Genomic DNA, 14,831 nt, shown 5'->3' on the forward strand with positions numbered 1-14,831 from the left:
TAGAAGCGAAGGCTTTTGCGCGCCGGCGCGCCAAAACGGAGATAATGACCGGAGACGACCCACGCGAGGAGCGGGGACCGGAGTTCGAGTTCGATTCCGATTCCGATCTCGAGGACGAAGGCGAAGGCGAAGACGAACGCGCAGGCCTTCGAACCGATGGCGGCGCAGCGGGCGCTGACGATGTCGCGCTCGACCCCTGGGGTTCCTCGACCGTCTCCGACTACCGCAAGCTGTTCGAGGAGTTCGGCATCGAGGAGTTCGACGACGTGCTGCCGGAGGTTCCTCACCCACACTACCTGATGCGCCGGGGCGTCATCTTCGGCCAGCGCGACTACCGACCCGTCGTCGAGGCGCTCCAGAACGACGAGCCCGCGGCCGTCCTCTCCGGGTTCATGCCGACCGGCGACCCGCACATCGGCCACAAACTCGTCTTCGACGAGATCATCTGGCACCAGCAACAGGGCGCAGACGCCTACGCGCTGATCGCCGACCTGGAGGCGAACTCGGCCCGGGGCATGTCCTGGGAGGAGATCGACGAACACGCCCGCAGCTACCTGCTCTCCCTGCTCGCGCTCGGCTTCGACCCCGAAGACGGCGACCTCTACCGCCAGTCGACCAACCGCGAAGTACAGGACCTCGCGTTCGATCTCGGTGCCGAGGCCAACTTCTCCGAGTTCCAGGCGATCTACGGCTTCGACGGCGAAACCGACGTCTCGCACATGCAGTCGGTCGTCACCCAGATGGCAGATATTCTCTACCCGCAACTCGAGGAGCCGAAGCCGACCGTGATCCCCGTCGGCCCCGACCAGGATCCCCACGTCCGGCTAGCACGGGACCTCGCCGAACGGATGCGCTTCTTCAAGGTCTCGACGGCCTACGCCAGCTTCGAACTCGACGACGAGGAGCGCGACCTCGTCGCCCGGTTCCACGAGGAACTCGACCCCGCCGACTTCAACGACGACCAGCTCCGGTGTGTCCACGTCGCCGAGACCCTCGAGGAGACGCCGCTCGCCGAACTCGAAATCGACGCAGAGGTCCTCGACTCCGTCCTGACGAAGCTGAACGAGGCCGGAATGGAACCGCTTCGCCCGCGAATCCGCTTTTCCGACCGGCGGGCGACCGAGGACGCCTTCGACGCCCTCATCGACGCCATCGACGGCGAGAAGCGCGTCTACGAGAACCACATCGACGCCTTCGACATCGACCGCGCCGACGCTGAGGAACTGGCACGCGAGATCGAAGTCGACAACGGCGGCTACGGCTTCCAGCCGCCGTCGTCGATCTATCACCGCTTCATGACCGGCCTGACGGGCGGCAAGATGTCCTCCTCGGTGCCGGCCTCGCACATCTCGCTGCTCGACGACCCCGAAGACGGCTACGACAAGGTCAAGTCAGCGACGACCGGTGGCCGCGAAACCGCCGAAGAACAGCGCGAGAAGGGAGGCAAGGCCGACGAGTGTCCGGTCTACGAGCTGTACGCCTACCTGCTCGCCGGCGACGACGACGAGTTCGCAAAGCGCGTCTACGACGAGTGCGTCGGCGGCGAGCGCCTCTGTGGCGACTGCAAGGAACAGGCCGCACAGCTCATGAAGGAGTTCCTCGCGGAGCACCAGGAGAAACGCGCCGAAGTCGAGGAGCTACTCGAGCAGGCCGACATCGAACTCGAGTCGCCGCGGCGTCGATAGCGGACGACGATCCCGTCGCACTCGAGAAGGCGACGCTCCCCGGTTGGCCGGTATCTGTTTTCCCGACAACAGCGTTATATTTTGGCGTCTGACGAAGTTATATAGGTGCGTTCGTGAAAGCACCCCTAACGGATGCCCGCCTCTCGCCCTCCTGGCTCGTCCGATTCGACCGACGGCGCGGACGATCTCTTGCGCTGTGCGGACGTTCTCGGTACCTTCGGCGTGACGGCAACTGACCTCCGGCCAGCACAGCCTCACGAGAGCGGCGGAGTCGACGATCTCGCGAGCGCGCTGGCCGCGGAACTCGAGTCCGGTCGAAATCGAACCGCCGTGCTCCGCCAGCTAATCACCGAGAGCGAGCGCGGGCTCACCTGTTCGGCCCGCTACGCACAGGAGGCACTGGAGCGCGAACTCATCACCGTCTTCGACGCCATCGGGTGGTCGTTCCAGTGCAAGGAGGTTACCGCGGCACTGCGGTCGGCCGAGCGGTTCCACCTGCAGGCGACCGACTACCGGGGCCGGCAACGCGAGACGACGGTCGAGTATCCAGACACGCCGCTCGGCACCGACAACCTGCCGGCGATCCTGCAGGCGATCAACGCCTCGATTCTGGCCGGCACCGACGCGCAGTTCGTCCTCCTCTCTACGGGCGTCGATCGCTGGCGCGCCGCGCTCGTCGAGGCGGGTGCACTCGAGTCCCTTCGTGACCGGTACGGTGAGCGGATCGAGATCGGTGTGGATGGCGAGCCACTGCTGCCCGAGCACGGGGTGGCGGCGTACGTGCCCGACGAATCGGGAGGGGACTCGAGTACCGTGCCCGATGGCGAGGGACCGTGGCCCGACTGGGCGGAGGGTCGCGAACGAGAACGGGGGCGGAAGCGGGGACAGGAGCAGGGTCGTGGGCAGGGACAGGGGCAGGGGCAGGGAAGCGGACAACAGCGTGGCCGAGACCGCGACCGAAGCCGAGACAAGGACAGTATACAACCAACGCTAGACGAGTTTGGGTCGCTGATCGAGGAGGCGGAGGGAGACGACGAGGGTGCCAAGGTGGGTGACGTGTCATCGACCTCATCGCCGTCCACTCCGTCCGCTGGCGATTCGTCAACTAAGACGACCGGGACGACAGCGGCTAGCGGCGAATTCGAACTCCGCGGCTCGCCGAGTGTGTCGCGGGTGAGCGACGGAAGTGACGGAAGTGGTGGGAGTGACGGAAGTGATAGGAGTGTCGAGGAGGACAGCGCACGACATCTCGAAGCCGAAACGAGTGCTGGAACTGCACTCGAGGGATTCGATCGTGTGTCAGATGAATCGGGCCAGGAGACGACGGACACCGACGGCTTCGGCTCGCTCTCGGGCACCAGCACCACGGCCCGCGTCTCGAACGACTCCTTCGGCAGCGACGTCGAGTGGGAGACCGAAGACGACCGGTACCGTGCGCTGGGTGCCGCCCTCGGCGCAGGTGGGGCTGTGTCGGTTCGGGGGCTACTCGAGGACGACGAGTTCCTCCCCGAGTTGCCGGCAGCCGAGAAGGCGGAGACGCGTATCGAGTTCGCGGACGCGGTCGATCCGGCAGCAGTAACGCGGGCGAAGGCTGCTGCCGAGCAGTCGGGGTTCGTCTGGGTCGAATCGGGGTCGCTGGAGACGACGCGGGTGTCGAACTCGTAGACGGCGGAGAGTTCGGTCAGCGGAGTAATCGAGGGGGAGACGAGAAACTGCTGCGGACCATCGCGTGCGACCACTGTCACCGTCCCGCAACGCTTTTGGACCGCGCAGCGTATCGAACGCGTATGGCACCCGAATCCACCGCTCGTGCCAGCGTCGTGCGAAAGCCACAGCTCTCGTGTGCGGGATTCGGGTTCGTTTTTGCGGACTGAGTGACGGGCGGCGGACCCGCGGGACCCACATCGGGTTGACGCGGCGAAACCGGCCGCAGGGCGCACCGTTCGGTGTCGAGAGGATCAGTACCAGCCCCTCGGCCTCGAACCGCGCCACTGCAGCATCGGTCCGAGTCGGAACCGCTAACTGACCACCACGCAGCCATCTATACAAGCGAATGCAACTACCAGCAGCACAGGTCGCGGTCTTAGAGGCCGCGAGCGCGGACGAAGCAACGTCCGTCGACGCCCTCGCCGAGGCGACCGACCTGCCCCCGGAGACCGTCACCGGCGCGGTCTTCGAACTCGAAGCGGAGGGGCTCGTCACCGTCTCGGAATGCGTCGACGAAACGATCACGCTCACCGACGAAGGACGCGAGTACGCCGAGAGCGAACTCCCCGAAATCAGCCTCTACGAGGCCGCACTCGAGGCCGGTGCCGACGACGACCCCGTCTCGATGGGGCAGGTCATCGGCGCGTCCGGACTCGAGGGCAACGCCGTCGACATCGCGCTCTCGAACTACGCGCGCAAGGGGTACGGACAGATCGACAGCGGCGAGATCACCGCGGACCCGGACGCCGATCCGGCGAGCGACGAGGAGGCGACTGCACTCGAGTCCCTCGCCGCAGACGAGAACCTCGACGACGCCGCAGTTCGTGATCAACTCGAGCGGCGCGGCCTACTCGAGATTTCCGAGACGACGGTCCGCGAAGTCACGCTCACCGACGACGGCGTGACGGAACTGATGGCGGGACTCGAGACGGCCGAAACGGTCGGCCAGGTGACGCCCGAGCTCCTGACCGGCGGCGAGTGGGAAGACGTCGAGTTCGCCGAGTACAACGTCGAAGCCGACGCAGAGCAGTTCGAGGGCGGCCGCGTGCACATCCTGCGCCAGACGGCCGACCGCGTGAAGGACGTGCTCGTCGGCATGGGCTTCCAGGAGATGGAAGGTCCGCACGTCGACGCGGACTTCTGGATCAACGACTGTCTGTTCATGCCCCAGGACCACCCCGCTCGCACGCACTGGGACCGGTTCGCCCTGGAGCAGCCGACGCACATCGATGACCTCCCCGAGGACCTCGTCGCAGACGTCGAGCGAGCACACAGGGAGGGCGTCGGCCCGGACGGCGAGGGCTATCACTCGCCGTGGGACGAGGACTTCGCACGAGCGCTCGCGCTTCGCGGTCACACGACCTCGCTGTCGACACGGTATCTCTCCGGCGAGGAAATCGGCGAGATAGAACCGCCCGCGCGCTTCTTCAGCGTCGAGAAAGTCTACCGCAACGACACCCTCGATCCGACGCACCTGCTGGAGTTCTTCCAGATCGAGGGCTGGGTGATGGCCGAGGACCTCTCGGTCCGTGACCTGATGGGCACCTTCGAGGAGTTCTACGCCCAGTTCGGCATCGAGGACATCCAGTTCAAGCCCCACTACAACCCCTACACCGAGCCGTCGTTCGAACTGTTCGGGACCCATCCGACGACTGGCGAGCTGGTGGAGATCGGTAACTCGGGCATCTTCCGCGAGGAGATGTTAGAGCCGCTGGGCGTCGAGTGTGACGTGATGGCCTGGGGGCTCGCCCTCGAGCGACTGCTCATGCTGATGTACGGCTTCGAGGACATCCGAGACATCCACGGCACGCTGTGTGACCTGGAACTGCTTCGCGAGACGGAGGTGACCTACTGATGCCAACGGTCGATATCGACCCAGACGAACTGCGCGACCTGACGGGCCACGACGACGTGGGCGACGAACAACTCAAAGACGACCTGTTCGGCCTCGGACTCGAGTTCGAGGGCCGCACCGAGGACGGCGCGTTCGAACTCGAGTTCGCGCCGGATCGCCTCGACCGCCTCTCGGTCGAGGGCGTGGCGCGGTCGCTTCGCTACCAGTACGGCGACGCCCGCGGCGTGCACGTTCCCTCGACGAACTCGGCGGAGTGGACGATCACAGTCGACGACTCCGTGCCGGACGAGCGCCCGTACGTAACTGGCGCGGTGATCCGCGACGTCAGTCTGGACGAGGATGGACTCGACTCGCTCATCCAGTTACAGGAGAAACTGCACGCGACGATGGGACGCAAGCGTGCGAAGGGCGCAATCGGGATTCACGATCTGACGATGTTAAAAGGGTCGTCGGCTACCGACACCGATACTCCTACCATCGAGTACGTCGGCGTCGAACCCGACGAGGACCGCTTCGTCCCGCTCGATTCGGACGCCGAACTGACGCCCGCCGAGGTCCTGGAGGAGCACGACACGGGCCGCACCTACGCGGATCTCGTCAGCGAGTACGAACGCTACCCAGCGATTTACGACGACATCGGCCTGTTCTCGTTCCCGCCCGTCATCAACGGCCGCCGGACCGAGGTGTCGACGGAGTCCCGGGATCTGTTCGTCGAGATGACCGGCACCGACCAGTGGACGATCGACAAGATGCTGAACATCGTCTGCTACGCGCTCGCGGCCCGCGGCGCGACGATCGAAGATGTGACCGTTGAGTACGACGATCGCGAAATCGTCCGTCCGGATCTCTCGACGAAGACGAAATCCGTCCCGCACAAGCGTATCGAGACGATTCTGGGACTCAACCTCGATCCGGACGAAGTGGTCGACCTGGCAGAACGGTCCGGACTCGAAGCCACAAAAGAAGACGGCGAAGACGCCGGCGAACTCGTCTACGAGTTCACCATCCCACCCTACCGCGTCGACGTGCTCCACCCGCTCGACGTCATCGACGACCTCGGCCGAGCCTACGGCTTCAACGAACTCGAGCCGGAGTACCCCGATGTAGGCACTGTCGGCGGTCGCCACGAGCGCTCCCGACTCGAGGACGCCGCGCGCACGCAACTCGTCGGCCTCGGCTTCGAGGACCTGCTCAACTTCCACATGATCAGCGAGGAGGAGAACTACGAGCGCCTCGACGTGTCTCCCGACGCGAACGTCTACGGCGCTGGCGAGGCCGCGACGATCAAGGAACCCTACAGCGAGGACTTCACAATGTTGCGGACGTGGGTCATGCCGTCGCTTCTGATGGTCTTAGAGCGCAACACCCACCGTGCGTACCCACAGCACCTCGCGGAAATCGGCTTCACCGCCGCCGTCGATGAGTCCGAGAACACCGGCGTTACCGAACAGCGCCACGTCGGTGCCGTGCTCGCGAACCACGACGCCGGCTACGAGGACGCCAAGGCGCGCCTGCAGGCGCTGGCGCGACGCTTCGACGTGGAACTCGAGACGCCGCCGACCGAGCACCCGACCTTCATCTCGGGTCGGACGGCTGCCGTCGTCATCGACGGCGAGGAAGTCGGCGTCATCGGCGAGGTCCACCCGAAGGTGCTCGTCGAGCACGACCTCGAGGTGCCGGTTGCGGCGTTCGAGTTCGAGCTGGCGGCGCTGCAGTAGGCCGCAGCTCTCTTTTCGTGGTGGCTACCTGACCTCGCCGTACGTTCGCACCAGTTCTCCGTCAGCGTAGCGGCGCTGTTCGAAGCCGAGCGCGTTACACAGCAGGGTGTGGCCCATGAACGACACCGCGTAGTCAGCCATCCCGAACGGGTGCAGTTCGGTCTGCTGGGCGGGCGGGAGCACCGAGCCGACGACGGCAATCTCGCCGTCGCTCCCATCGGCGGGGAGGATGCCCGCAGCGACACCCGACTCGAGTTGGGTCGATTCGCCGTCCTGCAGCGCGGCCGTGGTGAACGTGCCGGCAACCGAGCCGCCGGCAGCCTCGAAGGCGTCCGCATCGACGATGGTCGCGGGCTGGTCGACGCCGGTCGTGTAGCCGAGCTGTGAGCCCTTCCAGATCTCCTGCTGGCGGGTTCTGATCCCGGCGAGTAACGGGTGGTCGAAGTCCCGATCCTCCAGGTTGGCGAACGGCACGAGGATGTTCGCGATGTCGTCGCCGTCGAGATCCGCGACTGCGCCGATATCGAGTACCCCGAGCAGGTTGACACCCGAGTCCGTAAGGACGAGGTCGCCGCCGGCCTCGACGAAGTCCTCGAGTGCGCCGATGTAGCTCGGATCGTCGATGCCGTCGTCGTGGGAGACGACGACCTTGTCGTAGTGGCGCATGCCGGAGTTCCCCCGGAGCAGTCGGCCGACGCTGACGTGGTGGACGCTCATGCCGTCCACGTCGCCGTCGACGACGTCGTCGTCGAGGTCCGCGAAGAACTCCATCGGGTTGACCGAGTACTCGCGCTGCTCGTAGCCGAGCACCTCCACAGGGTCCGGAATCTCCTCGTCGTCCGCCACGTCGACGACCGTCGTGAGGACGTTGAGTTCGGCGTCGCTCTCCGCCTCGATGGTCCACTGGCCCGCCTCGGGTTGGCGGACGAAGACCTCCTCGAAGTCGTGCGTTCGTGCGGCCGAATTTCGCGGGTCCGCCTTCGCGTCGATGTCGATTTCGTGGACGACGGTTCCGTCGGGATTTCGGACGCGAACGGCCCCCTCGGTCGCGTTCCCGACGCCCTCGAGGTCGACGAACAGCGAGTGAGAGTCCGCGGTCGTCTCGGCGCTGAGCTGTGACTGGGTACCAGGACCCGGCTGGACGACCTCGTGGTGGCGCTGGACCGACGTTGCGCGGTCCTGACCCTGCCCGCTGCCCTGTCCGGGGCTGCCGCGTCCGGGATTGCCGCTGCCGGGCTGGTCGTCGGTGTGTGGGAGATCCGCCGAGGTACGCGTCAGTTCGTCCGTCGTGACGTAGGCAGTGTCCTGGCCACCGGTTTCGACGGTCGCGTTCGTCTCGCGGGCCGTCATTGCAGCATACTCGCGCATCGAGATCCGGTAGGCCTCCTCGTAGTGGCGCGTCCAGTAGGGCATCCACTCCTTCTGGGCCTCGACGTAGTGGTTCGAGAGGATGATCTCCGGCGCGACGGTGATCGCACCGAGTCCACCGAACTCCTCGGGCTGGCCGGCCCAGCCGAGGAAGCCGCCGGTGATCTGGTAGGACAGCGAGTCGTAGATCGTCCCCCAGTCGAACAGGCCGCCGTAGCTGTCGCCGTCCGGCACGAACGGGAAGCCGTACATCTCCTCGCCGGCCGTCGCGATGTCGTCCGCGACCGCGTCGATGTCTTCCCAGAACTCCTGCATTCCTTCGCCGATCTGGATATTGACCTCGTCCAAGTCGTGCGTGCCGTCGTGGTCGAACGGCGCGTTCGTCTCGAGGTTGAACACCATGTGATCGGCGGTGTACATCCCGTGGTAGTCACAGAGGAACGCCACGTTGTCGTACTCGCGGAAGTGCTCGACGATGGCGAGTGAGTCAGGCACGAGGTCGTGGAACTCCTCTGGCGCGCCCTCCGGTTCGGCCGGCCGGAAGCTCGGATTCGTCCACCCCATCGTCGGATACTGACGGTTGGTGTCGACCGGCTGCCCCTCGAACGTGCTCGCGTTGCCACGCTGGAAGTTAGTATTGTGCTCTGCAACCCACGGAATCTCGGTCTGTGGCTTGCGCGAAACCCAGCCGTCCGGGTTCGTGAACAGGAACAGCAAGACGATATCGTCGAGCAGGTGCTCGAAATCGTCCGCCTCGCCGCGTGCGATTTCCTCGATCAGCCGACAGCCAGCCTCCGTTCCCGCCCGCTCGTCACCGTGAATGTTGAGCGAGTAGACGACCTTCTCCTTTGCGGCGAACGACGAGTCGTCCTGCACGTCGTTCGTGACCTCGGCGACATAGATGTCGCGCGGATCGGGATCCTCGCCGGTGTACAGGTTCGTCCACCCTGGCGACTCGCCGATCGACTGGACTCGAACGCGGTCCGAGTGCGTGTCCTCGATGTACTCGAGTGCCTGGACCGTCTCCTCGTAGGCGATGTACTCGCGCGCCTCTTCGATCGGCGGGAAGACGCCGTCCGCGTAGGGCTCCTCGAGTGTCCACCAGGGGTTGGCACCGGGTGCGAACTCCATTGCGTCGATACCATCACCGTCATCGCCATCGCCCAGCGCGAGCACGTCCTCGACCTCCGCCGCCGTGAGGTGTGCGTGTGCGGACAGCGTCGGCGATTCGCGGGTGACCGCCTTCGGTGCGCGCGAGAGTTCCGGATCTGGCTCCTCCCCGTACTCGTCCGCGAACGCGTCGAAGGCGTCCTGGTCGGTGAAGACGATGCTGGTCGCGGCTTCGTACGCCTCGGGCGTGTGATTGATGACGTACTCGAGTTCGTCGCTGAGGACGTCGTCGCTCACGTCGGCGGTGGCGCTCCCGGGGAATGCGAGGGCAGCGCCGGTCGCTGCAGAGAGGCTGAGGAACGTTCGGCGGTCGATCGAAGAGTCGTCGTCGAAGCTCCCGACGGGCGTCTCTGCGGTGGCAGTGTCAGACGAGAGCGGCGGTTGTGATTCGTCGTCGGTCGAGTGGCGAAGAGTCTCGTCTGTGGCGTTTGGATCGTCAGCGGTACGCTGCGGGTCAGTCTCGTTGTCTACATTGTGTGACATTCTCGCTCACGTGGTTGTTACCCACGGAAATAGTCGACCACAATACGATACAAGTACTGTGTGGAAGGAGCGACAGTCACTGGAAAACATATGTTTACAATACCGGACGTTGTGGAATCGAAGTCTGGCCAAACGGGCGAAGTAGAAGCTGAGAGAGCGGTCGACACGGCGAGTCAGGAGCTTGGGTCCCGAGGCCCGGCTACGGTTGAGACAGCACAGCGCGGCCGCTCACGGACCATGAGTAACGCGCATCGGAACGTTCAGCGACAGCCGGCCAACGACGACACGGTGAACGGCGATGCGTGCGTGAGATAGTCAGAATCGATACGACAGACGGTGGTGACCGGACAGCTAGAACTCGTGTTCGACGTCGTCCTCGTCGGCCTTCTGGATGATGATTTTTCCGTCCCGGACTCGGACGAAGACTTCGTCGCCGATATCCATCCCCGCGACTGCGAGTTCGTCCTCGTGGAGATTGAGGTGGACGTTGTGATAGTTGCCGTCTTCGTCTTTCGCACCGCTTGGACTCAGCTTCTTTTTCCGTACCATCGCGGGATTCTATGACGAACTTCGCCGTAGGATATACTTAAGTGTTTTCGACGCCTCGGCGAATGACCGTCTCACACACCGGTTGGACACCCAATCGAGTGAGGGGACGGACGATAGCGGCCGATAATGCGGAAATGTCGCTGACGTACGTACTTAAAGATACCGGCGCAGTCGGTCGATTTTCGGGGATATATTTATGTCGGACCGTGTGCTGGTTTCGCACGGAGCAAAACCATGGTACGAGAAGACGGTAAGCGAAACTTTGCGCTGCGGTCGTCGAACGGTGAAGAAGAAAGTGTGTTCTCTGGGAACACACCACGCCAGGCCGCCCTCAAGGCAGCCCGCCGACTCGACCCTGGCTCGAGTGAGGACGAAGCCGATCGAACCGAGCTTCGACTGCGTGAGAAGGGAACGGACAAGGTCCATATCTACGACGGCTGGGCCTGGGAGGAGACGGCACCCGATGACAAACCTGACTGGATGCCCGACGAGATCACGGAGGCCAACGTCTCCAAGAAAGGGATCGATCACCTAGAAGAATAACGCTCTTGTCGACGATTTCGTGTGAACGGACGGCGAGTGGCGACAATCGCCGACGGAGCTAGTCTGCGTGTTCCGCCCGGTCCGTTGGACTGTTCGGGCCATCCGATCCGCCTTGTCCTCCACCGCGACCCGGGTCGCGGTCAGTTCCAAGCGAGCGGAGACTCGTCGCCTCGGCAGTCTGTGCGAGCGCTCGCTGGCTTCGGACGACGATGCCACCAAATCCGAGGATCAGGACAACCTCGACGTAGATAACGACGAGTTGGGCGACGAAGTCGTCGGCGAGCCCGGCGCCTTCGGAGATGATTCCGGTTGCAACCAGTCCGACCCAGCCGAGGACGATGAGATACTTGAGTTTGGTAAATAGCAGTTGCCGCTCGGACTCGAGTGCCTTCGCGGCGCGGCTGAATGGACCGAACAGGAGGTACAGGCCGAGCCCGAGCGCTGCAAACGTCCCGAGTGTCGCGAGGAGCGCGAGCGCGCCGTCGATGAACCAGCTTCCGAGGGTAATCCAGACGCGGCCGAGAACGGCGGCGAACAGGAGCAGCGTCAGCCGTCGCCCGACGCCAGCAACCGCACAGACGACGAGGACGATTGCGATCCACATGAACGTGTAGCCGACGAAGCGAAGCACGTCGGTTTCGGCACCAAAGAGACCGCTCGCGAGCGCCATCAGCACGTACGCGAGCCCCATTGCGCCGGCGGCGATGGCTGCGGCGTAGCCGTAGCGATGAGGACCGGACGGCAGCGACCGTGCGTAGCCGCCGAAGACTGCAGCGGCTGCGAGAAACACGGCACTCGAGACGGCGAGCATCGGTGTCGTGTCGATCACGGGGAGGTCCCTCCGAGCGAACGGACGATCGGTAGTCGGGTGCGATTCGACGGCTGTCGATCCGGTGTGAGCTGCGGTCGTCTCATCTGAAGTCGTCTCCGGAGGGAGTGTGTGAGCGGGATGTGCAGACGACTGTTTCGATACCGGATAACTGTTATCGCCGATTCGGGGGCTACCGGCGCAGATAGCGGTTGACTCACACCGATTGGGGGTCGTATGTCATATCAAGTGGGTGTTCTGACGTGAGAGTCCACTGCCATAACACCGGCAATCGTCAGTTCAAACCCCGGGTATTTTGACCGTCTCTCGGCAAACAGAAGGCGATGACTGCAGTAACTCTCGGCCCCGAAGGGACCTACTCTCACCGGGCGGCTCAGGCGATCGCCGACGCGGACGCGATCGACTTTCGCCAGTCCGTCACCTCGATCGTCGACGCCGTCGCGACCGGCGAGTACGACCGCGGCGTGATCCCCATCGAGAACAGTATCGAGGGCAGCGTCACGGAGAGCCTCGATGCGCTCGCCGAGTACGACGTCGCCGTCGTCCGCGAGATCGTCACCCCGATCAAACACGCCCTGCTCGCACAGGGGCCGGAGTTCGAGACGATCGCCAGCCACTCCCAGGCGCTCGCGCAGTGTCGCGCCTACCTCGAGCGCGAGTACCCCGACGCCACGCTCGAAGCCGTCGCGAGCACGGCCCAGGGGGTCGAGTTCGCCCGCGACGATCCCACCATCGCCGGTATCGGCCATCCCGCCAACGCCGACACCGGCACCGAACTCGAGGTCCTCGCCGAAGACATCCAGGATCAGGACTCCAACGCGACGCGATTCTTCGCCGTCGCGCCCGCCGAGGACCGTTCGAAAGGCGGCGGCAAGACGACGCTGGTCGTCTACCCGAACGCGAACTATCCCGGCCTGCTACTCGAACTCCTCCAGCCGTTCGCCGACCGGGACATCAACCTGACTCGCGTCGAGTCCCGACCGAGCGGCCAGCGGCTGGGAGATTACGTCTTCCACGTCGATATCGAGGCGGGGCTCTACGAGGCGCGGACGAACGAGGCGATTGCCGAGTTAGAGGAGCTCGCCGAGAAGGGGTGGGTTCGCCGACTGGGCTCGTACGATCTCGAGCACGTCGTCGAGTAACCAGCGTACCGCGACAGCGACCCCGCACTGTTGGCAAGATTTCTTTTATGTCACTACCCCCTCGTTCAGCGTGATGATAACAGCGAGCAGCCTTCCAGACCCGGATCAGTACGAGTGGGACTTCGAAACGCGCGGTCGTGTCGGCATCTGGTACATGAAGGGCTGGCAGGGCTTCGCCGACGAAGACCTCGACGCAGCGAGCGACCACTATCGCGAGCGTGGGAAGCGGGCCGATATCGACGCGACGCTCGCGGTCTTCGGCGACAAAACGAACCTCCCCAAAGAGACCCAGGAGTACATGGGCGAAGAGTGGTCCGCCAATGGTGCGTACACCGGCGTCGACAAGATCGGCTTCGTCTCCGAGGGAACAACGGCACTGGCAGTGAAATCGCAGGTCGACGTTGCCGGTGCGAGTGTGGACAGTTTCAGCGAGCTGGAGACGGCACTCGAGTGGGCACGAGCGTAAGTTTCGGTTCGCTGCGATCAGGCACCAGTCGGCACCAGTCAGGCGCACCGAAACGCGTTTCTGCGCCATCGCAGTACGACCGGACATGCCACTCGAGACAGGCGACGATGTACCCAGCGTGACCGCACCGAATCAGGACGGCGAGGCAGTCTCGCCTGCGTTCGACGACCCAACAGTCCTCTACTTCTATCCGCGCGACGACACTCCCGGCTGTACGACCGAGGCGACCCAGTTCCAGCGTGAGCGAGACACCTATCGGGAGGCTGGCGTCGAGGTCTACGGCGTCTCGACCGACGACGTCGACTCCCACCAGTCGTTCGCCGAGGCGGAGGGACTCGAGTTCGACCTGCTCGCGGATCCGGATGGCGAGGTTGCCGACGCCTTTGGCGTCGAGGTCGAGAGCGGCGCGGCCGCGCGAACGTCGTTTCTGCTCGCCGACGGCGAGGTGCAGGCGGTCTACGAGAACGTTGATCCGGACGGGCACGCGCGTGACGTGTTGCTCGATGCGATGGACGAGGGGCTGGTGACGCTGCCTGAGTGAGCGGCGGACGGGCCACCGCACCCGAAACGAAGCAAATGGTTCTGTTGTTCGTCCGCGGGCAGAATTTATCCCTGTCGAACACCTACGCACAGGTATGCGCCGAAACCCGTTTGACGAACTCGAGGAGATGCTCGACCGCGTCAGCAAGCAGGTCGAGGAGGGGATGGCCGGCGGCGGCCTGCAGGTACCCGGCTCCGTCCCAGTGGATGTCGCCGATCGTCACGACGAGTACGTGGTGACGGCCGACCTCCCGGGCTACGACGTCGAGGATATCGACCTCACGCTCACGGACGGGACGCTCCGTCTCGAGGCGACCCGCGCGGACGAACAAGAAGAACACGTCGAAGGACGGTATCTCCGACGCGAGCGGACGCGAAAGTCGGCGAACCGTCAGATTCGACTCCCCGATCCGGTCGACGAGGATGCAATCGATGCCGGCTACGAGAACGGCGTGTTGACCGTTCGGCTTCCGAAGGAGTCGACTGACGAGGAATCGAAGCAGATCGACATCGAGTAGCTGCGTAGTCGAGTAGCCGAAGAGTCGAGTAGTCGATTGCTCGGGTACTCGAGTACTCGAGTGGATCCACGGCGAGCACAGCACAGCACCGCAACGGCTGTTTTTCGGTTTGGTCGATCGCAGTGCCCGAGTCGGATCACCCGACCGAGTCAGCGCCGCTGGCCTCTCGCCGAGTGACCGGACGGTCGCTCGAGTACGCGAAACGGACCCGGATTCGAGCGTAGGGGGCGAGGAAACGGACGAAGACGGCGTCGAGCG

The 14,831-nt window shown here is 64.4% G+C and carries 12 protein-coding genes; 9 read left to right on the forward strand and 3 right to left on the reverse strand.

All coding sequences use genetic code 11. The features are described from left to right. Window positions 1–44: 44 nt before the first annotated feature. The 4 genes from BBD46_RS19095 (at window position 45) to pheT (ending at window position 6,965) form a co-directional block, all read left to right on the forward strand. Window positions 45–1,685 (forward strand): tryptophan--tRNA ligase, encoded by a 1,641-nt coding sequence (locus BBD46_RS19095; RefSeq protein ID WP_071403261.1) that lies wholly within the window; start codon window positions 45–47, stop codon window positions 1,683–1,685. Between the two features lie 132 nt (window positions 1,686–1,817). Continuing rightward, on the forward strand, window positions 1,818–3,350 hold the full coding sequence (locus BBD46_RS19100) for a hypothetical protein (protein WP_071403262.1): 1,533 nt from the start codon (window positions 1,818–1,820) through the stop codon (window positions 3,348–3,350). A gap of 388 nt (window positions 3,351–3,738) precedes the next feature. After that, window positions 3,739–5,247, forward strand: a complete 1,509-nt coding sequence (locus BBD46_RS19105; RefSeq protein WP_071403263.1) for a phenylalanine--tRNA ligase subunit alpha — start codon at window positions 3,739–3,741, stop codon at window positions 5,245–5,247. After that, on the forward strand, window positions 5,247–6,965 hold the full coding sequence (gene pheT, locus BBD46_RS19110; protein WP_071403264.1) for a phenylalanine--tRNA ligase subunit beta: 1,719 nt from the start codon (window positions 5,247–5,249) through the stop codon (window positions 6,963–6,965). Before BBD46_RS19105 ends, pheT begins: the two co-directional genes overlap by 1 nt. 24 nt (window positions 6,966–6,989) lie before the next feature. Here pheT and BBD46_RS19115 read toward each other — a convergent pair whose 3' ends face one another. Next, window positions 6,990–9,986 (reverse strand): M14 family metallopeptidase, encoded by a 2,997-nt coding sequence (locus tag BBD46_RS19115; RefSeq protein WP_071403265.1) that lies wholly within the window; start codon window positions 9,984–9,986, stop codon window positions 6,990–6,992. Window positions 9,987–10,337: 351 nt separating this feature from the next. Then, on the reverse strand, window positions 10,338–10,535 hold the full coding sequence (locus BBD46_RS19120) for a hypothetical protein (RefSeq protein ID WP_004215684.1): 198 nt from the start codon (window positions 10,533–10,535) through the stop codon (window positions 10,338–10,340). A 234-nt stretch (window positions 10,536–10,769) separates the two neighbouring features. On the opposite strand from BBD46_RS19120, the gene BBD46_RS19125 reads away from it, so the two are divergent. Further along, window positions 10,770–11,078 (forward strand): non-histone chromosomal MC1 family protein, encoded by a 309-nt coding sequence (locus BBD46_RS19125; protein ID WP_006653175.1) that lies wholly within the window; start codon window positions 10,770–10,772, stop codon window positions 11,076–11,078. 58 nt (window positions 11,079–11,136) lie between these two features. On the opposite strand, the gene BBD46_RS19130 is transcribed toward BBD46_RS19125, so the two are convergent. Beyond that, the gene (locus tag BBD46_RS19130) at window positions 11,137–11,907 is read right to left on the reverse strand and encodes a bacteriorhodopsin (RefSeq protein ID WP_253184608.1); all 771 of its coding nucleotides are present in this window, start codon (window positions 11,905–11,907) and stop codon (window positions 11,137–11,139) included. Between the two features lie 323 nt (window positions 11,908–12,230). Between BBD46_RS19130 and pheA the strand changes: the two genes are divergently transcribed. The 4 genes from pheA (at window position 12,231) to BBD46_RS19150 (ending at window position 14,573) form a co-directional block, all read left to right on the forward strand. After that, window positions 12,231–13,049: a prephenate dehydratase gene (gene pheA, locus BBD46_RS19135; RefSeq protein ID WP_071403266.1), complete on the forward strand. Its 819-nt coding sequence runs from the start codon at window positions 12,231–12,233 to the stop codon at window positions 13,047–13,049. A gap of 73 nt (window positions 13,050–13,122) precedes the next feature. Continuing rightward, window positions 13,123–13,515, forward strand: a complete 393-nt coding sequence (locus tag BBD46_RS19140) for a hypothetical protein (RefSeq protein ID WP_071403267.1) — start codon at window positions 13,123–13,125, stop codon at window positions 13,513–13,515. An 85-nt stretch (window positions 13,516–13,600) separates the two neighbouring features. Continuing rightward, complete coding sequence (locus BBD46_RS19145) at window positions 13,601–14,056, forward strand: peroxiredoxin (protein ID WP_071403268.1); 456 nt, start codon at window positions 13,601–13,603, stop codon at window positions 14,054–14,056. Window positions 14,057–14,150: 94 nt separating this feature from the next. After that, window positions 14,151–14,573, forward strand: coding sequence for an Hsp20/alpha crystallin family protein (locus tag BBD46_RS19150; RefSeq protein ID WP_071403269.1), 423 nt, complete (start codon window positions 14,151–14,153; stop codon window positions 14,571–14,573). Window positions 14,574–14,831: the final 258 nt, after the last annotated feature.

Origin of the sequence: Natrialba sp. SSL1 (assembly GCF_001861355.1) — an archaeon.
GTDB lineage: Archaea > Halobacteriota > Halobacteria > Halobacteriales > Natrialbaceae > Natrialba.